Raw genomic sequence first — 24592 nt, 5'->3', positions numbered from 1 at the left:
TAGACAACCGGCCGGCCCAAGCTCTCTTGGACGTCGACCCAAGACGGACGCCTATGAACCCGAATTTTCTAGATTTCGAACAGCCGATCGCCGACCTTCAAGCCAAGATCGAAGAGTTGCGCTTGGTCGGTAACGACAATTCGCTGAATATTGGCGATGAAATCTCTCGGCTGCAGGACAAGAGCCGCACGCTGACTGAAGACATCTTCGGCAAGCTGACCAGCTGGCAGATCGCGCGTCTGGCGCGTCACCCGCGTCGTCCCTATACCCTGGACTACATCGACCACATCTTTACCGAGTTCGATGAGCTGCACGGCGACCGTCACTTCTCCGACGACGCCGCGATCGTCGGCGGCGTTGCCCGCCTGGACGACCAGCCGGTGATGGTGATCGGTCACCAGAAGGGCCGCGAAGTGCGCGAGAAGGTGCGTCGCAACTTCGGCATGCCGCGTCCGGAAGGCTACCGCAAGGCCTGCCGCCTGATGGAAATGGCCGAACGCTTCAAGATGCCGATCCTGACCTTCATCGACACCCCGGGCGCTTACCCAGGCATCGACGCCGAAGAGCGCAACCAGAGCGAAGCGATCGCCTGGAACCTGCGCGTCATGGCCCGCCTGAAAACCCCGATCATCGCCACCGTGATCGGCGAAGGCGGTTCGGGCGGTGCGTTGGCCATCGGTGTCTGCGATCAGTTGAACATGCTGCAATACTCCACCTACGCGGTGATCTCGCCGGAAGGCTGCGCCTCTATCCTCTGGAAAACCGCCGAGAAGGCGCCGGATGCCGCTGAAGCCATGGGCATCACCGCTGAGCGTCTCAAAGGCCTGGGCATCGTTGATAAAGTGATCAACGAGCCAGTGGGCGGCGCCCACCGTGACCCGGCTGCGGCCGCTGCGCTGATTCGCGCGGAGCTGAGTTCGCAGCTGTCGATGCTCAAGAAGTTCGACAACGACGCGTTGCTGGCCCGTCGTTATGAGCGGTTGATGAGCTACGGCCTCTGATCTGACCAAGCCTCCAGCAGTTGTGGGGAGCCGATGTGGGAGCGGGCTTGCTCGCGAAAGCGGTTTAACATTCAACCCATGTGTTGACTGATTTACCGCCTTCGCGAGCAAGCCCGCTCCCACATTTGATTTGTGCCAAGGCTGAGACCGATGAACGCAAGCAACGATCTGCCAAGCCGCCTGCTGACCCAGCTCATTCCCTGGCGCAACGCCGCCACCTGGCGCATCGCCTTCTCCGGTGGCCTCGATTCCACCGTCCTGCTGCACCTGCTCGTTTCCCTGGCAAAAACCCAAGCCCTGCCACCGCTCAGCGCCATCCATATCCATCATGGCCTTCAGGCTGTGGCCGATGCGTGGCCGGAGCATTGCCGTTCGGTCTGTGCGGCCCTGGGCGTGCCTTTGGACGTGGTGAATGTACACGTGCGTCCCGGCGCGAGTATCGAGCGCGCTGCCCGCGAGGCGCGTTACGCCGCCTTCGTCGCGGCGATCGGCAGTCATGAAGTGCTGCTCACCGCCCAACATCGTGATGATCAGGCAGAGACCCTTTTGTTTCGCCTGCTGCGGGGGGCGGGGGTGAGGGGGTTGGCGGCGATGCCACGGCAGCGGCCATTGGGCCAGGGGCATCTGCTGCGGCCGTTGCTCGATGTGTCCCGCGCGGAGCTGGAGGCCTATGCCACGCAGCAAGGCCTGAGTTGGATCGACGACCCGTCCAACGATGATCACCGTTACGCGCGTAATTACCTGCGCCAACGGGTCTTTCCGGTCCTGGCCGAGCAGTGGCCCCAGGCATCGATGACCCTCGCCCGCAGCGCCGCGCACCTGAGCGAGGCGCAAGGCTTGCTGGACGAGTTGGCGCAGATCGATCTGGAGTGTGCCATGAGCGCCAGCGCGTTCGACTGGCTCGGGTTGCGGTCCCTTGAGCTGGCGCCCTTGCGCGCTTTGTCTGCGGCCCGCCAGCGCAACGCATTGAGTCATTGGCTGGCACCGGTGACTAAGCTTCCCGACAGTGATCATTGGGTGGGCTGGGACTCGTTGCGTGACGCCAGGGGCGATGGCCATCCGGTCTGGCGCCTGGCGGACGGAGAATTGCACCGGACCGGCGGACGCATCTGGTGGTTATCCGACCATTGGCGACAGCCGGTCTCGGGTCCGATTGAATGGCCTGAGGTCGATCGGCCATTGTTGCTGCCGGGTAATGGTCGGGTAATTCTTCTTGGCGCAGCCCCCTCGGGAGCGCTTTGCATCCGCTATCGCCAGGGCGGTGAAATCATGGAATTGCCGGGGCGCGGGCACCGGGATCTCAAGCGTTTGCTCAACGAAAACGGCGTGCCGGCGTTCGTACGTGGCCGTTTGCCGCTCCTGTATCGGGGCGAGCAATTGCTGGGGTTGGCCAGCCTTCAGGGATTCGATCGGGGGACTGATGGCAGTTGGCAACTGATCTGGCAGCCATGAAAGCCAAGATCTGGGTTTGAGCTGAAAGGGGCTTTCCGGTAGACTACGCTCCCTTCTTGATACAACTTCTGTGGATTCGCCTGAATTGCAGGAGTTGCCGATTACCAAGCAGTCTTTGCTGGGCGATTCCAAAAAATGTGTAGCGAACAACGTACCGGTGATTTCACCTCCGGTCTGTCCCGACGCGGCGGTTTTTTTGAAAGGTGCACTGTGATTAATGCAGGTGATCGGGGGCTTCGGCCTTCCTTCGCTTTCCCCGGCGGCTCGGACCGCTTTAACGCAGACTTCTAGGGTTTTTCATGACGCGCTACATATTCGTCACGGGCGGTGTTGTTTCTTCATTGGGGAAAGGCATTGCCTCGGCTTCATTGGCGGCCATCCTGGAGGCGCGGGGACTTAAGGTCACCATGCTCAAGCTGGACCCGTACATCAACGTCGACCCGGGCACCATGAGCCCGTTCCAGCACGGTGAAGTGTTCGTCACCCACGACGGCGCCGAGACCGACCTGGACCTGGGCCACTACGAGCGGTTCATCCGCACGACCATGACCCAGAACAACAACTTCACCACCGGCCGTGTCTACGAGCACGTCCTGCGCAAAGAGCGTCGTGGTGACTACCTTGGCGCAACCATCCAGGTCATCCCGCACATCACCGACGAAATCAAGCGCCGCATCATCAAGGGTGCCGGCGACGCGGACGTGGCGATGGTCGAGATCGGCGGCACTGTGGGCGACATCGAGTCCCAGCCGTTCCTTGAAGCCATCCGCCAGTTGCGTTTCGAAATCGGTGCCAAGCGCGCGATGCTGATGCACCTGACCCTGGTGCCGTACATCGCCACCGCCGGCGAAACCAAGACCAAGCCAACCCAGCACTCGGTCAAGGAACTGCGTTCCATCGGCCTGCAGCCGGACGTGCTGATCTGCCGCTCCGATCACCCGATCGACATCTCCTCGCGTCGCAAGATCGCCCAGTTCACCAACGTGGAAGAACGTGCGGTCATCGGCCTGGAAGACGCCGACACCATCTACAAGATCCCGGGCATCCTGCACTCCCAGGGCCTCGATGACTTCGTTGTCGAGCGCTTCGGCCTGCAATGCGCCAGCGCCGACCTGTCCGAGTGGGACGCCGTGGTCGATGCCAAGCTCAATCCAGAGCACGAAGTCACCATCGCCATGGTCGGCAAGTACATGGAGCTGCTGGACGCCTACAAGTCGCTGATCGAAGCGATGAGTCATGCCGGCATCAGCAACCGCACCAAGGTCAACCTGCGCTACATCGACTCCGAAGACATCGAGAACCAGGGCACCGGCCTGCTCGAAGGCGCCGATGCGATCCTCGTACCGGGCGGCTTTGGCCTGCGCGGCGTGGAAGGCAAGATCACCGCCGTGCAATACGCCCGCGAGAACAAGGTGCCGTACCTGGGCATCTGCCTCGGGATGCAAGTGGCGGTCATCGAGTTCGCCCGTAACGTGATGGGCTGGAAAGACGCCAACTCCACCGAATTCGATCGTGCCAGTGGCCACCCGGTCGTGGGCCTGATCACCGAGTGGGAAGATGCCACCGGCGCCGTCGAAGTGCGTACCGAAAGCTCGGACCTGGGCGGCACCATGCGCCTCGGCGCGCAGGAATGCCTGCTCGAAGCCGGCTCCAAGGTGCACGATTGCTACGCCAAGGACGTGATCGTCGAGCGTCATCGCCACCGCTACGAAGTGAACAACAACCTGCTGCCACAACTGATCGAAGCCGGCCTGAAGATTTCCGGTCGTTCCGGTGACGGTGCACTGGTTGAAGTGGTCGAGGCTGCGGACCATCCATGGTTCGTCGCCTGCCAGTTCCACCCGGAGTTCACTTCGACACCGCGCGACGGTCACCCGCTGTTCAGTGGTTTCGTGAAAGCCGCTTTGGCTCAACACCAGAAAAAGGCATAAGACGATGGCCCAGAAGATCATCCGCGTTGGCGACATCGAGATTGCCAACGACAAACCCATGGTGCTGTTTGGCGGCATGAACGTGCTGGAAAGCCGCGACATGGCGATGCAGGTCTGCGAGGAGTATGTGAAGGTTACCCAGAAACTGGGTATTCCATACGTCTTCAAGGCCAGCTTCGACAAGGCCAACCGTTCGTCGGTGACTTCCTACCGTGGTCCGGGCCTGGAAGAGGGGATGCGGATTTTCCAGGACATCAAGCAAGCCTTCGGCGTGCCGATCATCACCGACGTCCACGAGCCTGACCAGGCCGCGGTGGTCGCCGAGGTCTGCGACATCATCCAGTTGCCGGCCTTCCTGTCGCGCCAGACCGACCTGGTGGTCGCGATGGCCAAGACCGGCGCGGTGATCAATATCAAGAAAGCCCAGTTCCTCGCGCCCCAGGAAATGAAACACATCCTGAGCAAATGCGAAGAGGCCGGCAACGACCAGTTGATCCTCTGCGAGCGTGGTTCAAGCTTCGGCTACAACAACCTCGTGGTGGACATGCTCGGCTTCGGCATCATGAAGCAGTTCGAGTACCCGGTATTCTTCGACGTGACCCACGCGCTGCAAATGCCTGGCGGTCGCTCCGATTCCGCGGGTGGTCGTCGCGCCCAGGTCACCGACCTGGCCAAGGCCGGCATGAGCCAGTCCCTGGCTGGCCTGTTCCTTGAAGCCCACCCTGACCCTGACAACGCCAAGTGCGACGGCCCTTGTGCCTTGCGCTTGAACAAGCTGGAACCTTTCCTGTCTCAGCTCAAGTCGCTGGATGAGCTGGTCAAGGGTTTTCCGACGATAGAAACCGCGTAACGCGATTTTCTCCGGTAAAGTACCGCTCGATAAACGCTCTGGCCTGCGGGCCGGGCGTTGTCGTCGGCAAGCCTGCCCGCTGCTCTATCCCGCCGACGATAAAGATTTCCTCTCGCTGCGTCGTTTTCGTCAACTTTGGAGTGTTTACAACAATGGCAAAAATCGTCGACATCAAAGGTCGTGAAGTTCTCGACTCCCGTGGCAACCCCACTGTCGAAGCGGACGTGCTTCTCGACAACGGCATCATCGGCAGCGCCTGCGCGCCGTCCGGTGCTTCCACTGGCTCGCGCGAAGCGCTGGAGCTGCGTGATGGCGACAAGAGCCGTTACCTGGGCAAGGGCGTGTTGAAGGCCGTCGCCAACATCAACGGCCCGATCCGTGACCTGTTGCTGGGCAAGGACCCTGCCGACCAGAAAGCCCTCGATCACGCCATGATCAAGCTCGACGGTACCGAAAACAAAGCCACCCTGGGCGCCAACGCGATCCTCGCCGTGTCCCTGGCCGCTGCCAAGGCCGCTGCCCAGGACCAGGACCTGCCGCTGTACGCGCACATCGCCAACCTCAACGGTACGCCGGGCGTGTACTCGATGCCGGTACCAATGATGAACATCATCAACGGCGGCGAGCATGCCGATAACAACGTCGACATCCAGGAATTCATGGTGCAGCCGGTGGGTGCCAAGACCTTCTCCGAAGGCCTGCGCATGGGCACCGAGATTTTCCATCACCTCAAGGCCGTGCTGAAGGCCCGTGGCCTGAGCACCGCCGTTGGCGACGAAGGCGGTTTCGCACCGAACCTGGCGTCCAACGAAGATGCACTGAAAGTGATCTCCGAAGCCGTGGCCAACGCTGGCTACAAGCTGGGCACCGACGTGACCCTGGCCCTGGACTGCGCCGCCAGTGAGTTCTTCGAAGACGGCAAGTACAACCTGTCCGGCGAAGGCCAGGTGTTCACCGCCGAAGGTTTCGCCGACTACCTCAAGGGCCTGACCGAACGCTACCCGATCATCTCCATCGAAGACGGCCTGGACGAGTCCGACTGGGCGGGCTGGAAAATCCTCACCGACAAGATCGGCGAGAAAACCCAGCTGGTGGGTGACGACCTGTTCGTGACCAACACCAAGATCCTGAAAGAAGGCATCGACAAGAAGATCGCCAACTCGATCCTGATCAAGTTCAACCAGATCGGCACCCTGACCGAAACCCTGGAAGCCATCCAGATGGCCAAGGCCGCCGGTTATACCGCCGTGATCTCCCACCGCTCGGGTGAAACCGAAGACTCGACCATTGCCGACCTGGCCGTGGGCACCGCGGCGGGCCAGATCAAGACCGGTTCGCTGTGCCGCTCCGACCGCGTTTCCAAGTACAACCAACTGCTGCGCATCGAAGAGCAGTTGAACGGCAAGGCCAAGTACAACGGTCGCGCCGAGTTTCGCGGTTAAGCTGTAAATGATAAAAAGACAGCGGATTGCGTCGCAAAGGTCGCCAAGGTGGCGGTTTTGCCTCTAATCTGATGCCTTATCAAGCACAAGCCTGGATCTTCCAGGCTTCGTGCTATCAGACGCTTCAAAGTTTGGCATGGCGGTCTTTTTTCACTGGATACCTGATATTCGATGCGCAGTCCCAATTGGTTGTTTCTCGTCTTGCTCTTGTTGCTGGCCGGCCTGCAGTACCGCCTTTGGGTGGGTAATGGCAGCTTGGCGCAGGTGGCCGAGTTGACTCAGCAAATTGCCGACCAGCACGCCGAAAACGAGGCATTGCTGGAGCGTAACCGAGTGATGGACGCCGAAGTGATGGAACTGAAAAAAGGCATGGAGACCGTCGAAGAGCGGGCTCGCCATGAATTGGGCATGGTGAAAGAGGGCGAAACCCTCTATCAACTGGCCCAATGAGCATTCGTTTACCGGCCTTTTGGGCCGTGATTCCTGCCGCGGGCGTTGGTGCTCGCATGGCCGCGGACCGTCCCAAGCAATACCTGCAGTTGGGCGGACGCACAATTCTCGAACACAGCCTTGGCTGTTTCCTCGATCACCCGACCGTCCAGGGCGTGGTGGTCAGCGTGGCATCTGACGATCCCTATTGGCTGACACTGGCCTGTGCCAGCGATCCGCGTATCCAGCGTGTGGATGGCGGTGAGCAGCGTTCGGGTTCGGTGCTCAATGCGTTGCTGCACCTTCACGAGCAGGGCGCCGACGATTTCGATTGGGTGCTGGTACACGACGCCGCGCGGCCGAACCTGGCCCGGGACGATCTTGATAACTTGCTCCATGAGCTGGCGAACGATCCGGTCGGCGGCCTGCTGGGTGTGCCGGCGCGCGATACCCTCAAGCGCGTCGACAAGCATGGCCGCGTGCTGGAAACGGTCGATCGCAGCGTGGTCTGGCAAGCCTACACGCCACAAATGTTCCGCCTCGGCGCCTTGCATCGAGCCCTGGCCGACAGCCTGGTGGCGGATGCAGTGATTACCGACGAAGCGTCCGCCATGGAATGGGCGGGGCAGGCGCCTCGGTTGATCGAAGGGCGGGCGGATAACATCAAGGTGACCCGGCCGGAAGACCTGGAGTGGTTGCGCCAGCGGTGGGCGAATCGGCATTGAGCCTGATCTGTTCTTCTTTAGATCGTCATCGTCTGGGCCGGCGCCATCGCGAGCAAGCTCGCTCCCACAGGGTTTATCGTCGAGTGATGGATGTGTGTTCACACCGGTCCACTGTGGGAGCGGGCTTGCTCGCGATGGCGTCATCCCAGACAACAAAAAAACCAGTGTCACCCCCGATATTCAGGCCGCTCAGCCAACCCATCCTTCAAAAAATCCACCAACTTGCGCACCTTTGGCGACAGATGCCGTTGCTGCGGGTACAGCGCCCAGACAGCCGTATTCGGCGGCTGATGAGCCTCCAGCAGCGAAATCAACGCACCGCTGTTCAAATGCTCCAGCACGTAATAATCCGGCAACTGGCACAAACCCACGCCTTGAAGCGCCGCATCAAGTACCGCTTGCCCACTGTTACAACGCCAGTTTCCCTGTACTCGCTGGGAAAATTCCCGCCCGTTCTGCTCCAGTTGCCACATGTCGGAGCTGCCGATCAGGCAGTTGTGGCGGCTCAGTTCCGACAAGCTGTGGGGGCGACCATAACGCTCCAGGTAGGAGGGCGAAGCGCACAGGTACATGCGTCGTGGCGCCAGGCGTGCGGCGACCAAGCGTGAGTCCTGCAGGCGGCCGAGGCGAATCGCCAGGTCCAGGCCTTCGTGGACGAGGTCCAACTGGCGATTGCTCAATTCTATGTCCACCCGCAATTGCGGATACAGGCCCATGAATCGCGTCACCAACGGCACGATAAACCGTTCGCCGTAAGCCACGGCACAGGTCATGCGCAGCATGCCCTTGGGCTCGCTGGTCAGGTCGCCGACGGCCCGCAGTGCTTCCTCGCGTCCATCCTGGAGGCGCTGGCAGTGCTGCAAAAAGGTTTGCCCGGCTTCGGTCAACGTCACACGGCGGGTGCTGCGGTAGAGCAGTCGTGTCTGTAGACGCTCTTCAAGCCGTACGATTTGTCGGCTGATATGGGAAGACGAAACCCCGAGCCGTTCCGCGGCGGCGGTGAATTGGCTGCATTCGGCCACGGCCACGAACTCGTCGATACCTTCCCAGCGGTTATCCGACATGGAGGATTATCCCTGTATGGCAATAATGTTTTGCTTTTAGCCGGATTATTCATCGTCTGGTGGCGGATTACACTCCTTGTCTCGTTTTTATTTGCTGGAGTATCCGGATGATCAAGTCACGCGCCGCCGTTGCCTTCGAGGCCAAGAAACCCCTGGAAATCGTCGAGGTCGACGTGGCCATGCCCAAGGCGGGCGAAGTGCTGTTGCGCGTGGTGGCTTCCGGTGTCTGCCACACCGATGCCTACACCCTGTCGGGCGCCGACCCGGAAGGGATTTTTCCGTCGATCCTCGGCCACGAAGGCGGCGCCATTGTCGAGGCCATCGGCGAAGGCGTGACGTCGGTGGCGGTGGGCGACCATGTGATTCCGCTGTACACGCCGGAGTGCGGCCAGTGCAAATTCTGCAAGTCGGGCAAGACCAACCTCTGCCAGGCTATTCGCGCCACCCAGGGCAAAGGCTTGATGCCGGACGGTACGTCGCGCTTTTCCTACAAGGGCGAGACGATTTTCCACTACATGGGCACCTCGACGTTCTCTGAGTACACCGTGCTGCCGGAAATCTCCGTTGCGAAGATTCCAAAAGAAGCGCCGCTGGAAAAGGTCTGCCTGCTGGGTTGTGGCGTCACCACGGGTATCGGCGCTGTGCTGAACACCGCCAAGGTCAAGCCGGGTGACACTGTGGCGATCTTCGGCCTGGGCGGCATCGGCCTTTCGGCCGTGATTGGCGCCGTGAAGGCCAAGGCCGCGCGCATCATCGCCATCGACATCAACCCGGCCAAATTCGAAATCGCCAAACAACTGGGCGCCACTGATTGCGTCAACCCGAAAGACTTCGACCGTCCGATCCAGGAAGTCATCGTCGACATGACGGACGGCGGCGTGGACTTTTCCTTCGAATGCATCGGCAATGTCCAGTTGATGCGTGCCGCGCTGGAGTGCTGCCACAAGGGCTGGGGCGAGTCGGTGATCATCGGCGTGGCCGGGGCCGGCCAGGAGATTGCCACCCGTCCATTCCAACTGGTGACCGGGCGCGTCTGGCGTGGTTCGGCGTTTGGCGGCGTGCGCGGTCGCACTGAGTTGCCGAGCTATGTGGACATGGCCGAAAAGGGCGAGATTCCGCTGGACACTTTCATCACCCACACCATGGGCCTGGAAGACATCAACAAGGCGTTCGACCTGATGCACGAAGGCAAGAGCATCCGTACCGTTATCCATTTCTGAGGTCGGTCATGAGTCTGGAAAACATCTCTTGCCAGAAAAGCTTCGGCGGCTGGCATAAGCGTTACCGGCACCGTTCCGAAGTGCTCGGTTGTGACATGGTGTTTGCCGTGTACCTGCCGCCGCAAGCCGAGCAGGGCGGCAAGCTTCCGGTGCTGTATTGGCTGTCCGGGCTGACCTGCACCGACGAGAACTTCATGCAAAAGGCCGGTGCCCAGCGCATGGCCGCCGAGCTGGGGCTGATCATCGTCGCGCCCGACACCAGCCCCCGTGGCGCCGACGTGCCGGGCGATCCGGACGGTGCGTGGGACTTCGGCCTGGGGGCGGGGTTCTATCTGAACGCCACGCAGGATCCTTGGGCGCGGCACTATCGGATGCATGACTACGTCGTGCAGGAATTGCCGACGTTGGTCGAAGCGCATTTCCCGGCTTCGGATAAACGTGGCATCAGCGGTCATTCCATGGGCGGTCATGGCGCGCTTGTGTGCGCCTTGCGCAACCCTGGGCGTTACCGTTCGGTGTCGGCCTTTTCGCCGATCAACAATCCGATGGATTGCCCATGGGGACAGAAAGCGTTTTCTCGCTACCTTGGGGAAGATCGCTCGAAATGGCGCGAGTGGGATGCGTGCGCATTGATCGCCGAGGCGGGCGAAAAGCTGCCGCTGCTGGTGGACCAGGGCGATCGCGATGACTTCCTCGCCAACCAACTCAAGCCCGAGGCCTTGCAGCAAGCGGCGAAAGCGGCCGGCCATCCATTGGAACTGCGCCTGCAACCGGGCTATGACCACAGCTATTTCTTCATCGCCAGTTTCATCGGTGAACACTTGCAACATCATGCACGCGCTCTAAACGCCTAATGCAGGTAGAATCACGCCCTGACAAAAATCGGGGCGTTTTTTTATGCGTATTGGCCACGGCTACGATGTTCACCGTTTCGCTGAAGGCGACTTCATTACTCTGGGCGGCGTGCGGATCGCACACGGCTTCGGGCTGCTCGCGCATTCTGACGGTGATGTCCTGCTGCACGCCTTGAGCGACGCACTGCTCGGCGCGGCTGCCTTGGGCGATATCGGCAAGCACTTCCCCGACACCGACCCGCAATTCAAGGGTGCCGACAGCCGCGTGCTGCTGCGCCATGTGGTTTCGTTGATCCACGCCAAGGGCTGGAAAGTCGGCAACGTCGATAACACCATTGTTGCCCAAGCCCCCAAAATGGCTCCGCACATCGAAGCGATGCGCCAGTTGATTGCCGAGGATCTCCAAGTTGAGCTGGACCAAGTGAACGTGAAAGCCACCACTACCGAGAAGCTTGGCTTTGTCGGTCGCGAAGAAGGTATTGCCGTCCATTCCGTTGCCTTGTTGCTGCGCCCATGACCGAATTGGAACTGTTGGGGCCACGGGCCCATGGTGAGTCGTTGGGCAGCGCGGTACTCAAGGCCAGCGCTGAGGATTTCCAGGTCGATGAAGTGCTCGACATCCCGTTGACCGGCGACGGCGAGCATCTCTGGATCTGGGTGGAAAAACGTGGCTTGAACACCGAAGAGGCTGCCCGGCGTATCGCCAAGGCCGCCGGCGTGCCACTGCGTACCGTCAGCTACGCCGGGCTCAAGGATCGTCAGGCACTGACCCGTCAGTGGTTCAGCGTGCAATTGCCCGGCAAGGCTGATCCGGATTTGTCGGCGGCAGAGAACGACACCTTGAAAATCCTCAAGACCGCTCGCCACCGGCGCAAGCTGCAGCGCGGCGCACACTCGGCCAACGGCTTTACCTTGCGCCTGACCCAGTTCAAGGGCGACAAGGACGCCATCGACGCGCGTCTGCAGCAGATTGTGCAAGAGGGGATCCCCAATTATTTCGGCGCCCAGCGCTTTGGCCACGATGGCGGAAACGTGGTCGATGCCCGCGCCTGGGCTGCACGCAAGGCTTTGCCGGAACAGCGCAACGTACGTTCGCGGCTGTTGTCGACGGCGCGCAGCTTCCTGTTCAACAAAGTGCTGGCGGCCCGGGTGGCCGACGGTACCTGGCAACAAGCCCGGGTAGGCGACTTGCTGGCATTCACCGACAGCCGTAGCTTCTTTCCGGCCGGGGAGGCCGAATGCAGCGATCCGCGCCTGGCGATTCTCGACCTGCATCCCACTGGACCGCAGTGGGGCGAGGGACCTTCGCCCGCCGCCGGAGATATTTTCGAGCTGGAACAGGCGATTGCCCAAGGCGAGGCTGACCTTCGAGATTGGTTGATAAACGCGGGAATGAGTCACGAACGTCGCATCCTGCGACTGCCCATTGGCGGGCTGTCGTGGCATTATCCCGAGCCTGACATTCTGCAACTGGAATTCGTCCTGCCGGCCGGATGCTTCGCCACTGTCTTGGTGCGCGAACTCGTCGATCTGGTGCCGGTGGGGCAGACGGACAGCCCATGCGTATTCTGATTTCTAACGACGACGGGGTGACAGCGCCCGGCCTTGCCGCGCTTTATGCTGCGCTGGCGGATTTTGCCGAGTGCGTGGTGATCGCCCCGGACCAGGACAAAAGCGGCGCCAGCAGCTCGCTGACGCTCGACCGTCCGCTGCACCCGTGCTATCTGGACAACGGCTTCATCAGTCTCAACGGTACGCCAACCGATTGCGTACACCTTGGCCTGAACGGCCTGTTGGAGCGCGAGCCGGACATGGTGGTCTCAGGTATAAATCTGGGGGCCAACCTGGGCGACGATGTGCTGTATTCAGGCACGGTCGCCGCAGCCTTGGAAGGTCGTTTCCTGAACCAGACGTCCTTTGCCTTTTCGTTTGTTTCACGGCAGGTCGACAACTTGCCCACCGCCGCCTACTTTGCCCGCAAACTGGTAGAGGCCCACGGTGAACTGGACCTGCCGCCGCGCACGGTACTGAACGTGAACATTCCGAACTTGCCGCTCGATCACATTCGTGGCATCCAGCTCACTCGCCTGGGCCACCGTGCCCGCGCCGCCAAGCCGATGCATGTCGTCGACCCGCGCGGCAAGGCTGGCTACTGGATCGCCGCGGCCGGCGACGCCGAAGATGGCGGGCCCGGCACGGACTTCCATGCCGTGATGCAAGGCTATGTCTCGATCACGCCCTTGCAGCTCGATCGAACCTTCAACGAAGCCTTCAGGCATCTTGATGGCTGGCTGGAGGGGCTGCACTGATGGCGCGTGAACAAGACGATATGCTGCGCCGAGGCATCGGCATGACCTCCCAGCGCACGCGGGAGCGATTGATCCAGCGGCTTTACGAAGAAGGCCTGTCCAACGCCCAGGTCCTGGAAGTGATCCGACGCACGCCACGGCATTTGTTCGTCGATGAGGCCCTGGCCCATCGCGCTTACGAAGACACCGCATTGCCGATTGGCCACAACCAGACCATTTCCCAGCCTTATATGGTCGCTCGCATGAGCGAGTTGCTGCTGGAGGCGGGGCCGCTGGACAAAGTGCTGGAGATCGGCACGGGCTCGGGCTACCAGACCGCAGTGTTGTCGCAGTTGGTCGAGCGGGTGTTCTCCGTGGAGCGGATCAAGGTGCTGCAGGATCGCGCCAAGGAACGCCTGGTGGAATTGAACCTGCGCAACGTGGTATTTCGCTGGGGCGATGGGTGGGAAGGTTGGCCGGCCCTGGCGCCTTATAACGGCATCATCGTGACGGCGGTCGCTACCGACGTACCCCAGGCCTTGCTGGATCAGCTCGCTCCCGGTGGGCGACTGGTCATTCCGGTGGGCTCGGGCGAAGTCCAGCAATTGATGTTGATCGTGCGCGAAGAACACGGCTTCTCGCGACACGTCCTTGGAGCGGTGCGTTTCGTGCCGCTGCTCAATGGGCCGTTGGCCTGAGCATTTATAACCGGGCGCTGAATTCCGCGGCCCGTGCTGTGTCTTACAGCTGCACGGATCAGTCCAGCGCCGAATTGCCAAACGGCGTTCAACAGCGTCGAGCAAACGTGTGCGGCGGTGCCTCGAGCTTCCTTTATAGAAGCACGGTATCGGCCAGCCACGGGGCAACATGTCTGCCTGGACAGGCAGTTTTCAATATCTTCAGCCACCACAAAGGGAGCGGCGGGTGAGTCTCACAGTCATTGCGCAGCGTATGGGTATCACGAGCTTTAAGCGCCTGGTGACTGGCCTTTTCTTGAGTACCTTGCTGGTCGGTTGTTCCAGTACGCCTTCGGGTAACGTCCGGGTGGTCGATCGCAACAACGCGACACCGCAACGGCCTACAGTCACGACCGGCCAGTATGTAGTCCGTCGCGGCGATACGTTGTTTTCCATCGCTTTTCGCTACGGCTGGGACTACAAAGCCCTCGCGGCTCGGAACAACATTCCTGCGCCTTATACGATTCACCCAGGTCAGACAATTCGCTTTGACGGTCGCAGCGGTTCAACGCCAACGGCGGTCGTCACGCAGTCGGGTTCGACCCCTTCGTCCTCGAGCAAAACCACCGTTATTCGTCGTCCGGCCACTGCTGGAACGGCGACTGTACCGTCCGTCGCGAACAAACCGGCACCCGCTCCGATGCCTCCGGCAGGCCCCGCCCCGACTGGCTGGGGATGGCCTTCTAATGGCGTTCTCATTGGAAAATTCTCTTCAAACGGTAGTTTGAATAAAGGAATTGATATCGCCGGGGATTTGGGACAGCCTGTTTTTGCCGCGTCTGATGGCACGGTTGTGTACGCCGGGAGTGGTTTGAGGGGCTACGGCGAACTCGTGATCATCAAACACAGCGATACCTACGTCAGTGCCTACGGTCACAACCGCAGGCTGTTGGTTCGGGAGGGGCAGCAGGTCAAGGTCGGGCAGACAATTGCCGAAATGGGATCGACGGGTACAGACCGGGTGAAACTGCATTTTGAGATTCGCCGACAAGGTAAGCCTGTAGATCCGCTGCAATTCCTGCCACGTCGTTGATTTGCATGTCAGCCTGTTCCGTCACGTAGAGGGAACAGGCTCCAGCGTTGCCAAGGATAAAGGCGTCGCTCGAGCTTGAGGTCGAACTCACCAAAGGACTATAACAATGGCTCTCAGTAAAGAAGTGCCGGAGTTTGACATCGACGATGAGGTTCTCCTGATGGAGACCGGCATCGCTATGGATTCGATGTCGAATGATGAAGGGGCGACTCCACCTTCCGTTCGTGCCAAATCCAAACACTCCGCTTCACTTAAACAACATAAGTACATCGATTACACCCGGGCGCTGGACGCCACTCAGCTGTATCTCAACGAAATCGGTTTCTCGCCGCTGCTCTCCCCCGAGGAAGAAGTTCATTTTGCGCGGTTGTCGCAAAGTGGCGACCCGGCCGGTCGAAAACGCATGATTGAAAGCAACTTGCGCCTGGTGGTGAAAATCGCCCGACGCTACGTCAACCGTGGGCTTTCGCTGCTGGACCTGATCGAAGAGGGCAACCTGGGACTGATTCGCGCGGTCGAGAAATTCGACCCCGAGCGCGGCTTCCGTTTCTCGACCTATGCGACCTGGTGGATCCGCCAGACCATCGAACGGGCGATCATGAACCAGACCCGAACCATCCGGCTGCCGATCCATGTGGTCAAGGAGCTGAATGTCTACCTGCGGGCTGCCCGTGAACTGACCCAGAAGCTCGACCACGAACCTTCCCCCGAAGAGATCGCCAACCTGTTGGAAAAACCGGTGGGCGAGGTCAAACGCATGCTGGGGCTGAACGAGCGAGTTTCCTCGGTAGACGTTTCCCTGGGGCCGGACTCGGATAAGACCTTGCTGGATACCCTTACCGACGATCGCCCGACTGACCCGTGCGAGTTGCTCCAGGATGACGATCTGTCCCAGAGCATCGACCAGTGGCTTTCGGAGCTGACCGACAAGCAACGGGAAGTGGTGATTCGCCGCTTCGGCTTGCGCGGGCATGAAAGCAGCACGCTGGAGGATGTCGGGCTGGAGATTGGGTTGACCCGTGAGCGGGTCAGGCAGATCCAGGTTGAAGGCCTCAAGCGTCTTCGGGAGATTCTGGAGAAGAATGGCCTGTCGAGCGAGTCGTTGTTTCAGTAACACTCAGCAAGCGCAGGAGAGAAAGCCCCGACCGGTTCGGGGCTTTTGCGTTTCTGGGTAAGTGTGATCTTTCGGTCGTACCCATTTTGTAGTTTCAGTTTGTAAGCCTTTGCCTAGTGTTGCGTAAGCGATCGGTTTCCCGTCGCCGGGATAGACCGCTATAAACGCTGTGATATTTTTATATCTGACTGATTTATAAAGAAAATTATCTGATGAAGTTAGTGTGACAAAGTCAGCCATCTGTATCAGCCGCGTTGCACTCTCCTCGGAAAACACTAATATCAGTCCTGTGTCGACGGACAGACACACCCGTCATGGACGATGGGAACGGAAGGACATCGCAGGACGCGATTCATCAGGACGATGAAAAGGATTAAAGGGATTAGGGAAAAAATGTGGGCGGGTCAAACCGCCCCTTTTTTATGCCTGCGATTTGGTTCCAGGCAGCAAAAAGGCCCGCAACGGGCCTTTTGGTGACGCCGGAAAGATCAGCGCTCGAGGTCTGCGATCTTGCCAGTCTTGCCGTCCCACTCTTCGGCGTCCGGCAGGGCGTCTTTCTTCTCGGTGATGTTCGGCCAGATGTCCGCCAGTTCAGCGTTCAGCTCGATGAAGTTCTCCATGCCGGCCGGCACTTCGTCTTCCGAGAAAATGGCATTCGCCGGGCATTCCGGTTCACACAGCGCGCAGTCGATGCACTCGTCCGGGTGAATGACCAGGAAGTTCGGCCCTTCGTAAAAGCAGTCCACCGGACACACTTCTACGCAGTCGGTGTACTTGCACTTGATGCAGTTGTCGGTGACGACGAAGGTCATTTCTAATTTCTCCTCAGGCGGCTGCGGCGAACCCCCTTCACGGTGGGGGTCGCGGGGTTTGGGAGCGATAGTCTGCAAACCCAGGCTAATAGGCAGCAGCATCCCAAACCGCGCGCGATTCTAACAGCTTGAAAGCCTGTGTGTTAGATCCGTGTCTTCAATGTATAAAGCAATTCGAGTGCACGGCGTGGTGTCAGGTCATCCAGATCGAGCTTGGCCAGTTCATCGAGCACCGGATGCGGCAGGCTGGCGAACAGATCGCTTTGCTGCGGCGCGGCCGGTTTGCCTTTGGTCGGGCGCGGTGCTTCGTGGGGCAGGCTGGTGGTTTCCAGGCGGCTCAGGTGCTCGCGGGCGCGGCTGATCACGTCGCTTGGCACGCCGGCCAACTGCGCCACCGCCAATCCGTAGCTCTGGCTCGCCGGGCCGGGCAGGACATGGTGCAGGAACACAATGCGTTCGTTGTGCTCGGTGGCGTTGAGGTGCACGTTGGCCACCAGCGGTTGGCTCTCCGGCAGCACCGTCAATTCGAAGTAGTGCGTGGCGAACAGCGTGTAGGCCCGCAACTGGGCGAGACGTTCTGCCGCAGCCCAAGCCAGGGACAAGCCGTCGAAGGTGCTGGTGCCGCGACCGACTTCGTCCATCAGCACCAGGCTGCGCTCGGTGGCGTTGTGCAGAATGTTCGCGGTTTCACTCATTTCCACCATGAACGTCGAACGACCACCGGCCAAGTCATCACTGGAGCCGATCCGGGTGAAGATGCGGTCTACCAACGACAATTCGCAGCTGGCCGCGGGCACAAAGCTGCCGATGTGGGCCAGCAGCACGATCAACGCGGTCTGGCGCATGTAGGTGGATTTACCGCCCATGTTCGGACCGGTGATCACCAGCATGCGGGTGTTGTCATCCAGGCTCAGGTCGTTGGCCACGAACGGCGTAGTCAGCACTTGCTCGACCACCGGGTGACGACCCTGGCTGATGCGCATGCACGGCTCGCTGACGAAGCGCGGGCAATTGAGGTCCAGGTTGAGCGCGCGTTCGGCCAGGTTGCTCAGCACGTCCAGTTCCGCCAGGGCGGCGGCGGTGTCCTGCAACGGCGGCAGTTGGCTGATCAGGTCTTCAAGTAGTGCTTCGTAGAGCATCTTTTCCCGGGCCAGGGCGCGGCTCTTGGCCGACAGCGCCTTGTCTTCGAACGCCTTGAGCTCCGGCGTGATGAAACGCTCCGCACCCTTGAGGGTCTGGCGGCGAATGTAGTCGGCTGGGGCCTGTTCGGCCTGCTTACTCGGCAGTTCGATGAAGTAACCGTGGATGCGGTTGTAGCCGACCTTGAGGTTGGCCAGGCCGGTACGGGCTTTTTCCCGGGCTTCGAGGTCGATCAGGAACTGGCCGGCGTTCTCGCTCAGCGATTGCAACTCGTCGAGCTCGGCGTCGTAGCCGGTTTTCAGCACGCCACCGTCACGGATCACCGCGGGCGGGTTGTCAATAATGGCTTTTTCCAGCAGCGCGGCCAGCTCCGGGTAGGTGCTGGTGATGCGCGCCAGTTGTTGCAGGTGCGGCGCTTCGAGGTCGGTCATTGCGACTTGCAGTTCGGGCAACGCGCCGAGAGCATCGCGCAGGCGCGCCAAGTCGCGGGGACGGGCGTTGCGCAGGCCGATACGAGCGAGGATCCGCTCGATGTCGCCGATTTCCTTGAGCTGCGGTTGCAATTGTTCGAAGCGATAACGGTCCAGCAGGCAGGTAATGGAGGACTGGCGCGCTGTCAGTACTGTCAGGTCCCGCAGCGGACGGTTCAACCAGCGGGTCAGCAGACGGCTGCCCATGGCGGTCTGGCAGCGATCGACCACCGATTGCAAGGTGTTGTCGCGCCCACCGGCCAGGTTGGTGTCCAGCTCCAGGTTGCGTCGGCTCGCGCCGTCCAGCACCACCGTGTCATCCAGGCGTTCGTGACGCAGGCTGCGCAAGTGGGGCAGGGCGGTGCGCTGGGTTTCCTTGGCGTAGGCCAGCAGGCAACCGGCCGCGCCGATGGCCAGGGTCAGGTTCTCGCAACCGAAGCCCTTCAGGTCCTGGGTGGAAAACTGCTGGCAGAGACTTTTCAGCGCCGAGTCGCGCTCGAAATCCCACGGCGCCCGACGACGTACGCCACGGCGTTTTTCCGCCGGCAGGTCCTTGGGCCAATCATCAGGAATCAACAGCTCCACCGGGTTGACCCGCTCCAGCTCCGCCAGCAGGTTTTCCCAGCCCTTGATTTCCAGCACCGAGAAATTGCCGCTGGTGATGTCCAGCACGGCCAGGCCAAACAGCCGCTCGTCGCCCAAGACCGCGGCAATGAGGTTGTCCCGGCGCTCGTCCAGCAAGGCTTCGTCACTGACCGTACCCGGGGTGATGATCCGCACGACTTGGCGTTCCACTGGGCCTTTGCTGGTGGCCGGGTCGCCGACTTGTTCGCAGATCACCACGGACTCGCCAAGCTTGACCAGTTTCGCCAGGTAACCTTCCGCTGCGTGGTAAGGAATCCCACACATCGGAATCGCCATGCCCGCCGACTGCCCACGCGCCGTCAGGGTGATGTCCAGCAGCTTGGCGGCCTTCTTCGCGTCCTCGTAGAAGATCTCGTAGAAGTCGCCCATGCGGTAGAACATCAGCTGATCGGGGTGCTGGTTCTTCAGGCGCCAGTATTGCTGCATCATCGGCGTGTGGGAGGACAGGTCGTTCACGGCTGTATTCATGGGTGTCAGGCAAAGCTCGTTGAAGTGTGTAGGCAAAAGGAGGGGCATTGGCCCGGCTTTTCCGCGATGGGCGCAAGGTTAACATGGGCGGTCTGGTGCTACCCATATGTGAGTGGTTTTTGGGACTGTGTGCTTATCCGTTTTTCGGTAACGGCTACTTAGGGTGCCGCCCTGACGGCGGGTCACTTTTGAAGAGCCCGCAAGCCGGCCTGTTCCTCCGGCTGTACTCCGATCCAATTGTGGGAGCGAGCCTGCTCGCGAAGGCGGCCTTATAGCCGACCTGTTTCTCCGGCTGTATCCTGATCCAATTGTGGGAGCGAGCTTGCTCGCGATGACGGCTGCCAATACAACTTAGTTGTAACTGGACTACCGCCATCGCGAGCAAGCTCGCTCCCACAGTGATGACTCGGGTTTCTCTCAGGTCTCGGCTTGCACCATGAATGCCTACCTCACCTCAACCACATCCAACGCCCGATTCGCCAACAACTGGCTCAGCTCGATCATCTGTTGAACCCCCAGCAAGATATTCCGTCGCGAGCCCTTCAGGTCGAATGCCAGGTCGCTGACCATGGCGTTGGCCGAGGCCAGGGTTTCGCTGAGGTTGGCGAGCAGGCATTCGGCGTCGATGTTGGGGGCGATGATGAAAAGGGTGTCGGGTGTGTCAGCGGTTTCTTTGTCGGTTTTCGGCTTGAGGTAGTAGTCCAGGGCGCGGGTGGCCGCGTCGTCGAGTTTCTTGGCGTTGGCCGATTGGGTGCGGGAGACGTGTTCGTTAGGGGGATTCGGTGTGTGCTTCGGCATTCTATGGATCCTTGAGGTTGAGCCACCACTCACTCGCGACTAAACGAGGGGGCGGCAGCTGTACGCAGGTTAGTCGACCGGGGATCCAAGGAACCGGCGCGCCCGAGGGCGCCCTGCGCACAGCTACCATCAAATGCAGGAGTAGGGATACCTGACTGAAGGGAGCAATGAGCACCTTGGAATACCGAGCGACTAAACCCGATCACTGATAGGCAGTGACGAGATCAAAAGTACCGATGGGATCCAAGGCGCACAAGCCGGCGGATTCTGGCGTAGTTGTAGGCAGAGGCGCAAGTTGACGTAGCCTTGTGTTGCGCATCTGAAGGACGGCTATGAAGCTTTTCCCAAAGGTTTGTAGGACGAATTCCGTGGCGAGGGAGCTTGCTCCCGCTTGAGTGCGAAGCGCTCATAAAAAAAGGGTCTGCTGCGCAGCCCAGCGGGAGCAAGCTCCCTCGCCACAAATGCATCTAACCAAGCTTCGTGAGGTGTATTAACGATTTATGCAAATCAGCATTTGTCTTCCGCGAAAAGAACAAGCATTATGCGCGTTATGCAAAAACGCAACGTTTCTACCGTATTAAGAGCATTGCTCGATCAGCACGGGATCTCCCCCACGGAGCTTCACCGGCGTACCGGCGTGCCTCAGTCCACCCTCTCGCGGATCCTCAGCGGCAAGATCGTCGACCCTTCGGATAAACACATCTCGAAGATCGCCGAATATTTCGCCGTGAGCACCGACCAGTTGCGCGGGCGCGCCGATGTTGCGCCCGCCGGCAACAGCCGCCGCGACGAGCCGCATTCTGAACTCAAGGACATAAGCCTTTGGGACGACGACACGCCCGTCGAGGAAGACGAGGTGTCCGTTCCTTTTCTGCGTGAGGTTGAATTGGCTGCTGGATCAGGAAGATTCGTCATCGAGGAAAGCGAGCGCTCCAGCCTGCGTTTCGGCAAGCGCAGCCTGCGCCACAACGGCGTGCAGTTCGACCAGGCCAAATGCGTGACGGTGCGCGGCAACAGCATGTTGCCAGTGCTGCGCGACGGCGCCACGGTTGGGGTGAATGCCGGTAAATGCGGGATCGGCGACATCGTCGACGGTGACCTCTACGCCATCAATCACAACGGCCAACTGCGGGTGAAGCAGCTTTACCGCCTGCCCACCGGCATTCGCCTGCGCAGCTTCAACCGCGATGAGCATCCGGACGAGGACTACACCTTCCAGGAAATGCAGGACGAGCAGATCGTCATCCTCGGTCACGTCTTCTGGTGGGGCATGTACGCCCGCTAACCTTCCGCTGTCAGATAAAACCCGCCGTCGTGCGGGTTTTTTTTCGCCTCCTGAAAACCCGAAACCACCGTGCCCACAAGGCTTTCATGCATTTGCGCATTTGTTGCGCACAAATAAATGCATTTGCGCATTGACTGTATATGCATCCATGCATATTCTGTGTCCAAGCCGCTCGACAAAGCGGCTGGCAACAAAGCTCTTTAGTTCCACCAACAGGCAGCGATGAACCGGCCTTAACGGTTCAGAGGGTTGGCAACTGACCCGGGTGTGCAGCGTAAAGCACCAGAAGCAGTTATCCGGCGGGCAGGGACCGCGGCCGGAGGAACAATTTGAATGGATCCGTACCGCGCCAGTCGCGCCGAAAGATCAAGCGCATTACTGAAAAGCCTGGGCGACCGGGCTTTTTGGAATGCCTGTGCCGCGAGGTGCTTCAAACCGCCGCCAATGGGAGGGCTTTCGATGCTGAAGGATTTCAGATGCGGTCACTGCAAAAGACTTCTGGCCCGCGTGGGCGAGAACACCGAACTCCAGATCAAGTGTTCCCGGTGCGGGACGTTGAATCATGTGAAGGCCGTTGAGCCTCGAGTGAACGCCGTCGAGCGAGATGAGCGCTGTTGATCAACCGCGCGATCAATCGATAACTCAAGAGGTGAATCATGAATCGTTTCAAGAAATATACCGCGCCGCTGTTGCTGTCCATTGCGCTGCTCGGTGTCGGGAGCAACGCCAGCGCCGCCAACCTTCTGGTCAACGGTAGCTTCGAACAGCCGGGCTGCAGCGCAAGTTGCATATTGAATACTCCGGCGAAAGCCAACTTCATTACGGGTTGGACGACGTTTCTGTCTGGAGCCGAGTACTTCAATATGCCGGCCTCGATCGGCGGTTCTGTGGCGGCGGATGGTGTCGTAATTGTCGACTTGGCTAACTATGTCTATAGCAACGGCGGTGGCATTCAGCAGAACTTCGCCACCGCAGTCGGCGCCAAGTACCGCTTGACCTTCAGCGCGGGTAATTCGCGCTACGCCAGCCGCTCCGGCGACGGCACCATCCAGGTCAAGGTGGCGGGGCAGAGTGTCACCTTCAACACGCCATCAGCGAAAGGTACCGCCGTGGAGTGGAGCACCATCACGTATGACTTCACGGCCACTTCGGCTCAAACGACTTTGGCCTTCTCCAACGAACAGAATCCTTACGTCAACTTCGCTTTCATCGACAACGTCATCGTTGAGCGACTGTAGAGCGTCGCCCGTCTCCAATGCCCCCCGCCCCAAACGCTCATCACTCACCCCCAGGAAGCCTGACATGACAAACGAGCAACAAGCGTTGCTGGACATGCCGATCTGGCTGGTCATCGTGCTCGCCCTGGTGGGCGGGGTGACTGGCGAGATGTGGCGTGCCGATAAAGAGGGCGCCCGTGGTTGGTCGCTGCTGCGTCGCCTGGCGCTGCGTTCCGGTGCCTGCATGATCTGTGGCGTCTCGGCGATCATGCTGTTGTACGCCATGGGCCTGTCGATCTGGGCTGCGGGCGCCTTCGGTTGCCTGACGGCCATGGCCGGCGCGGATGTGGCCATCGGGCTTTACGAACGCTGGGCCGCCAAGCGGATGGGCGTGAGTGAACTGCCGCCGCGCGATTCCCGTTCCGACCCACATTGATCCCTTGCTGGTGATCTTCGTGCCGCCATGAATAAAGGAGGCCTTGATGCCTGCCGTCCTCGAAAAACCATCGCAACTGTTCTTCGCCATTGCCCAGACGCTGCGCGCCATTTATCCCGCCTTGAAAGTCGGCAGTCCCCAGGAGTTCGACGGCACCGACGATCAACCCTGGGTGCTGATCGCCATTGAGCGCGATGCCCCCGGCCAGCGTGCCAACGACGGGCGTATCGCCCATGTCCTGACGGTTTCCCTGCAAGTGGTCATGGCCGTTCCAGGATGGGACGCCTGCGACTTGGCCGCAGAGCTGAAGCATCTGGTCATGGATAACCGCTGGGGGCTGTCCGGCGATCAATGCGATCTGCCGACGGAGCTCGATAGCCTCCCGTCCACGTTCATCCACCCGGCGCGGCAATACACCGCCTGGACCCTTTCCTTCAGCCAGACCCTGTACCTCGGGCCGACGCTGTTGGATGACCCGCTCGGTATTGCGAAGTTTGCCCGCACCTGGGAAGTCTCGAACATCGACGACCCGGACCAATACATCGCACTCGAGGGCTGAGCCATGTTTGATGCGCTGTTACGGATGCATCTGGGGCCGATCATCGAACGTCTGGCGCAGATGGAAACCGAATTGGAAGACTTGCATCGACGTGCGGAGAGTTTCTGCCGCATCGGCGTTTGCCAGGAAGTCGACGCGGCCAGCAATACCTGCAAAGTCAGCCATGGCGGGCTGCTGACGCCGGCGATCCGCTTCTTCAACCCGAGCGCCGGCGCCCAGAGCGAGTCGCGGATTCCGTCCGTGGGCGAGCAATGCCTGTTGCTGAACCATGGCGGCGGCGACGGCGGTGGCCAAGCGGTCGCCTTGTTCGGCCTTAACGGCGGTCAGTTTCCGCCCGTCTCGACCCAGGCTTCGCTGACGCGTCGCCTCTATCAGGACGGCACGGAAAACGGCTACGACCACGCCAGCCATGTCCTGCACTGGCAGAACGGCCCGGCGGCGTTCAGCGGTTCCCGCGAATCCCTCCGGTTGAGCATTGGCCCATCAAGCCTGGTGATGACGCCGCAAACCATCGAACTAAAACTGGGCGCCGTCGGCATTCGCCTCGATGCCGCCGGTGTGCACCTGAGCGGCCCGGTGGTAGATCACCAGGGGCGCGTCATCAGTACCGCATAAAGGATTT

General features: G+C 60.4%; 24 protein-coding genes and 1 pseudogene. 21 read left to right on the top strand and 4 right to left on the bottom strand.

Annotated features, from left to right (window positions below):
- Positions 1-53 precede the first annotated feature (53 nt).
- The 7 genes and pseudogenes from KSS97_RS23200 to ispD all read left to right on the top strand — a co-directional run bounded on the left by KSS97_RS23200 (position 54) and on the right by ispD (position 7830).
- Positions 54-1001, top strand: coding sequence for an acetyl-CoA carboxylase carboxyltransferase subunit alpha (locus KSS97_RS23200; protein ID WP_024779026.1), 948 nt, complete (start codon positions 54-56; stop codon positions 999-1001).
- 150 nt (positions 1002-1151) lie between these two features.
- Positions 1152-2478, top strand: a pseudogene (gene tilS / locus KSS97_RS23195) (tRNA lysidine(34) synthetase TilS).
- 274 nt (positions 2479-2752) lie between these two features.
- Positions 2753-4384, top strand: coding sequence for a CTP synthase (gene pyrG / locus KSS97_RS23190; protein ID WP_030139477.1), 1632 nt, complete (start codon positions 2753-2755; stop codon positions 4382-4384).
- Positions 4385-4388: 4 nt separating this feature from the next.
- The gene (gene kdsA / locus KSS97_RS23185; RefSeq protein WP_030139476.1) at positions 4389-5234 is read left to right on the top strand and encodes a 3-deoxy-8-phosphooctulonate synthase; all 846 of its coding nucleotides are present in this window, start codon (positions 4389-4391) and stop codon (positions 5232-5234) included.
- 152 nt (positions 5235-5386) lie between these two features.
- A complete protein-coding gene (gene eno, locus KSS97_RS23180; protein WP_030139475.1) occupies positions 5387-6676 on the top strand; it encodes a phosphopyruvate hydratase in 1290 nt (429 codons plus the stop codon).
- Positions 6677-6847: 171 nt separating this feature from the next.
- A complete protein-coding gene (ftsB, locus tag KSS97_RS23175; RefSeq protein WP_030139474.1) occupies positions 6848-7126 on the top strand; it encodes a cell division protein FtsB in 279 nt (92 codons plus the stop codon).
- Positions 7123-7830: a 2-C-methyl-D-erythritol 4-phosphate cytidylyltransferase gene (ispD, locus tag KSS97_RS23170; protein ID WP_217860232.1), complete on the top strand. Its 708-nt coding sequence runs from the start codon at positions 7123-7125 to the stop codon at positions 7828-7830. Before ftsB ends, ispD begins: the two co-directional genes overlap by 4 nt.
- Positions 7831-7997: 167 nt before the next feature.
- Here the strand turns inward: ispD and KSS97_RS23165 are convergent, their stop codons facing one another.
- The gene (locus KSS97_RS23165; protein WP_030139472.1) at positions 7998-8894 is read right to left on the bottom strand and encodes a LysR family transcriptional regulator; all 897 of its coding nucleotides are present in this window, start codon (positions 8892-8894) and stop codon (positions 7998-8000) included.
- A 107-nt stretch (positions 8895-9001) separates the two neighbouring features.
- Between KSS97_RS23165 and KSS97_RS23160 the strand changes: the two genes are divergently transcribed.
- The 8 genes from KSS97_RS23160 to rpoS all read left to right on the top strand — a co-directional run bounded on the left by KSS97_RS23160 (position 9002) and on the right by rpoS (position 16140).
- Complete coding sequence (locus KSS97_RS23160) at positions 9002-10114, top strand: S-(hydroxymethyl)glutathione dehydrogenase/class III alcohol dehydrogenase (protein ID WP_030139471.1); 1113 nt, start codon at positions 9002-9004, stop codon at positions 10112-10114.
- A gap of 8 nt (positions 10115-10122) precedes the next feature.
- Positions 10123-10968, top strand: a complete 846-nt coding sequence (fghA, locus tag KSS97_RS23155; protein ID WP_198796352.1) for an S-formylglutathione hydrolase — start codon at positions 10123-10125, stop codon at positions 10966-10968.
- 43 nt (positions 10969-11011) lie between these two features.
- Positions 11012-11485 carry a 2-C-methyl-D-erythritol 2,4-cyclodiphosphate synthase gene (ispF, locus tag KSS97_RS23150; RefSeq protein ID WP_003184863.1) on the top strand — a complete coding sequence of 158 codons (474 nt, stop codon included), beginning with the start codon at positions 11012-11014 and terminating at the stop codon, positions 11483-11485.
- Complete coding sequence (gene truD / locus KSS97_RS23145) at positions 11482-12540, top strand: tRNA pseudouridine(13) synthase TruD (protein ID WP_030139468.1); 1059 nt, start codon at positions 11482-11484, stop codon at positions 12538-12540. The genes ispF and truD overlap by 4 nt, the downstream gene beginning before the upstream one ends.
- Entirely contained in the window at positions 12528-13277 is a 750-nt protein-coding gene (surE, locus tag KSS97_RS23140) for a 5'/3'-nucleotidase SurE (RefSeq protein ID WP_030139467.1), read from the top strand. The genes truD and surE overlap by 13 nt, the downstream gene beginning before the upstream one ends.
- A gap of 41 nt (positions 13278-13318) precedes the next feature.
- The gene (locus KSS97_RS23135) at positions 13319-13954 is read left to right on the top strand and encodes a protein-L-isoaspartate(D-aspartate) O-methyltransferase (RefSeq protein WP_175361775.1); all 636 of its coding nucleotides are present in this window, start codon (positions 13319-13321) and stop codon (positions 13952-13954) included.
- Positions 13955-14180: 226 nt separating this feature from the next.
- Complete coding sequence (locus tag KSS97_RS23130; protein ID WP_198796354.1) at positions 14181-15026, top strand: peptidoglycan DD-metalloendopeptidase family protein; 846 nt, start codon at positions 14181-14183, stop codon at positions 15024-15026.
- Positions 15027-15132: 106 nt separating this feature from the next.
- Positions 15133-16140: an RNA polymerase sigma factor RpoS gene (rpoS, locus tag KSS97_RS23125; protein WP_003198289.1), complete on the top strand. Its 1008-nt coding sequence runs from the start codon at positions 15133-15135 to the stop codon at positions 16138-16140.
- A gap of 488 nt (positions 16141-16628) precedes the next feature.
- Here rpoS and fdxA read toward each other — a convergent pair whose 3' ends face one another.
- The 3 genes from fdxA to KSS97_RS23110 all read right to left on the bottom strand — a co-directional run bounded on the left by fdxA (position 16629) and on the right by KSS97_RS23110 (position 20473).
- Positions 16629-16952, bottom strand: a complete 324-nt coding sequence (gene fdxA, locus KSS97_RS23120; protein WP_030139464.1) for a ferredoxin FdxA — start codon at positions 16950-16952, stop codon at positions 16629-16631.
- A 143-nt stretch (positions 16953-17095) separates the two neighbouring features.
- Positions 17096-19663: a DNA mismatch repair protein MutS gene (gene mutS / locus KSS97_RS23115; protein ID WP_198796355.1), complete on the bottom strand. Its 2568-nt coding sequence runs from the start codon at positions 19661-19663 to the stop codon at positions 17096-17098.
- Positions 19664-20119: 456 nt separating this feature from the next.
- Positions 20120-20473, bottom strand: a complete 354-nt coding sequence (locus KSS97_RS23110) for a DUF6124 family protein (RefSeq protein WP_217860231.1) — start codon at positions 20471-20473, stop codon at positions 20120-20122.
- 550 nt (positions 20474-21023) lie between these two features.
- On the opposite strand from KSS97_RS23110, the gene KSS97_RS23105 reads away from it, so the two are divergent.
- The 6 genes from KSS97_RS23105 (at position 21024) to KSS97_RS23080 (ending at position 24585) form a co-directional block, all read left to right on the top strand.
- Entirely contained in the window at positions 21024-21758 is a 735-nt protein-coding gene (locus tag KSS97_RS23105) for a LexA family transcriptional regulator (RefSeq protein WP_217862091.1), read from the top strand.
- Positions 21759-22217: 459 nt separating this feature from the next.
- The gene (locus KSS97_RS23100) at positions 22218-22376 is read left to right on the top strand and encodes a Com family DNA-binding transcriptional regulator (RefSeq protein WP_217862089.1); all 159 of its coding nucleotides are present in this window, start codon (positions 22218-22220) and stop codon (positions 22374-22376) included.
- A 38-nt stretch (positions 22377-22414) separates the two neighbouring features.
- Complete coding sequence (locus KSS97_RS23095; RefSeq protein ID WP_217860230.1) at positions 22415-22996, top strand: DUF642 domain-containing protein; 582 nt, start codon at positions 22415-22417, stop codon at positions 22994-22996.
- Positions 22997-23060: 64 nt separating this feature from the next.
- Positions 23061-23411, top strand: a complete 351-nt coding sequence (locus tag KSS97_RS23090; protein WP_030139459.1) for a phage holin family protein — start codon at positions 23061-23063, stop codon at positions 23409-23411.
- Positions 23412-23457: 46 nt separating this feature from the next.
- Positions 23458-23970, top strand: coding sequence for a hypothetical protein (locus tag KSS97_RS23085; protein ID WP_217860229.1), 513 nt, complete (start codon positions 23458-23460; stop codon positions 23968-23970).
- A 3-nt stretch (positions 23971-23973) separates the two neighbouring features.
- Entirely contained in the window at positions 23974-24585 is a 612-nt protein-coding gene (locus tag KSS97_RS23080) for a phage baseplate assembly protein V (RefSeq protein WP_217860228.1), read from the top strand.
- The last annotated feature ends 7 nt before the right edge of the window (positions 24586-24592 follow it).

The organism is Pseudomonas alvandae (genome assembly GCF_019141525.1).
Lineage (GTDB): Bacteria > Pseudomonadota > Gammaproteobacteria > Pseudomonadales > Pseudomonadaceae > Aquipseudomonas > Aquipseudomonas alvandae.
The sequence above is the reverse complement of the archived record's forward strand: the minus strand, read 5'-3'. Positions and strand labels throughout refer to the sequence as shown.

Excerpts from the sequence above, each read along its gene's own strand:
- surE (WP_030139467.1), top strand. The coding sequence starts at position 12,528 with ATGCGTATTCTGATTTCTAACGACGACGGGGTGACAGCGCCCGGCCTT.
- fghA (WP_198796352.1), top strand. The coding sequence starts at position 10,123 with ATGAGTCTGGAAAACATCTCTTGCCAGAAAAGCTTCGGCGGCTGGCAT.
- KSS97_RS23110 (WP_217860231.1), bottom strand. The coding sequence starts at position 20,473 with ATGCCGAAGCACACACCGAATCCCCCTAACGAACACGTCTCCCGCACC.
- KSS97_RS23085 (WP_217860229.1), top strand. The coding sequence starts at position 23,458 with ATGCCTGCCGTCCTCGAAAAACCATCGCAACTGTTCTTCGCCATTGCC.
- KSS97_RS23200 (WP_024779026.1), top strand. The coding sequence starts at position 54 with ATGAACCCGAATTTTCTAGATTTCGAACAGCCGATCGCCGACCTTCAA.
- ispF (WP_003184863.1), top strand. The coding sequence starts at position 11,012 with ATGCGTATTGGCCACGGCTACGATGTTCACCGTTTCGCTGAAGGCGAC.
- fdxA (WP_030139464.1), bottom strand. The coding sequence starts at position 16,952 with ATGACCTTCGTCGTCACCGACAACTGCATCAAGTGCAAGTACACCGAC.
- KSS97_RS23080 (WP_217860228.1), top strand. The coding sequence starts at position 23,974 with ATGTTTGATGCGCTGTTACGGATGCATCTGGGGCCGATCATCGAACGT.
- ftsB (WP_030139474.1), top strand. The coding sequence starts at position 6,848 with ATGCGCAGTCCCAATTGGTTGTTTCTCGTCTTGCTCTTGTTGCTGGCC.
- KSS97_RS23100 (WP_217862089.1), top strand. The coding sequence starts at position 22,218 with ATGCTGAAGGATTTCAGATGCGGTCACTGCAAAAGACTTCTGGCCCGC.
- KSS97_RS23165 (WP_030139472.1), bottom strand. The coding sequence starts at position 8,894 with ATGTCGGATAACCGCTGGGAAGGTATCGACGAGTTCGTGGCCGTGGCC.
- KSS97_RS23160 (WP_030139471.1), top strand. The coding sequence starts at position 9,002 with ATGATCAAGTCACGCGCCGCCGTTGCCTTCGAGGCCAAGAAACCCCTG.
- KSS97_RS23135 (WP_175361775.1), top strand. The coding sequence starts at position 13,319 with ATGACCTCCCAGCGCACGCGGGAGCGATTGATCCAGCGGCTTTACGAA.
- truD (WP_030139468.1), top strand. The coding sequence starts at position 11,482 with ATGACCGAATTGGAACTGTTGGGGCCACGGGCCCATGGTGAGTCGTTG.
- eno (WP_030139475.1), top strand. The coding sequence starts at position 5,387 with ATGGCAAAAATCGTCGACATCAAAGGTCGTGAAGTTCTCGACTCCCGT.
- KSS97_RS23090 (WP_030139459.1), top strand. The coding sequence starts at position 23,061 with ATGACAAACGAGCAACAAGCGTTGCTGGACATGCCGATCTGGCTGGTC.
- KSS97_RS23095 (WP_217860230.1), top strand. The coding sequence starts at position 22,415 with ATGAATCGTTTCAAGAAATATACCGCGCCGCTGTTGCTGTCCATTGCG.
- kdsA (WP_030139476.1), top strand. The coding sequence starts at position 4,389 with ATGGCCCAGAAGATCATCCGCGTTGGCGACATCGAGATTGCCAACGAC.
- KSS97_RS23105 (WP_217862091.1), top strand. The coding sequence starts at position 21,024 with ATGCAAAAACGCAACGTTTCTACCGTATTAAGAGCATTGCTCGATCAG.
- rpoS (WP_003198289.1), top strand. The coding sequence starts at position 15,133 with ATGGCTCTCAGTAAAGAAGTGCCGGAGTTTGACATCGACGATGAGGTT.
- pyrG (WP_030139477.1), top strand. The coding sequence starts at position 2,753 with ATGACGCGCTACATATTCGTCACGGGCGGTGTTGTTTCTTCATTGGGG.
- ispD (WP_217860232.1), top strand. The coding sequence starts at position 7,123 with ATGAGCATTCGTTTACCGGCCTTTTGGGCCGTGATTCCTGCCGCGGGC.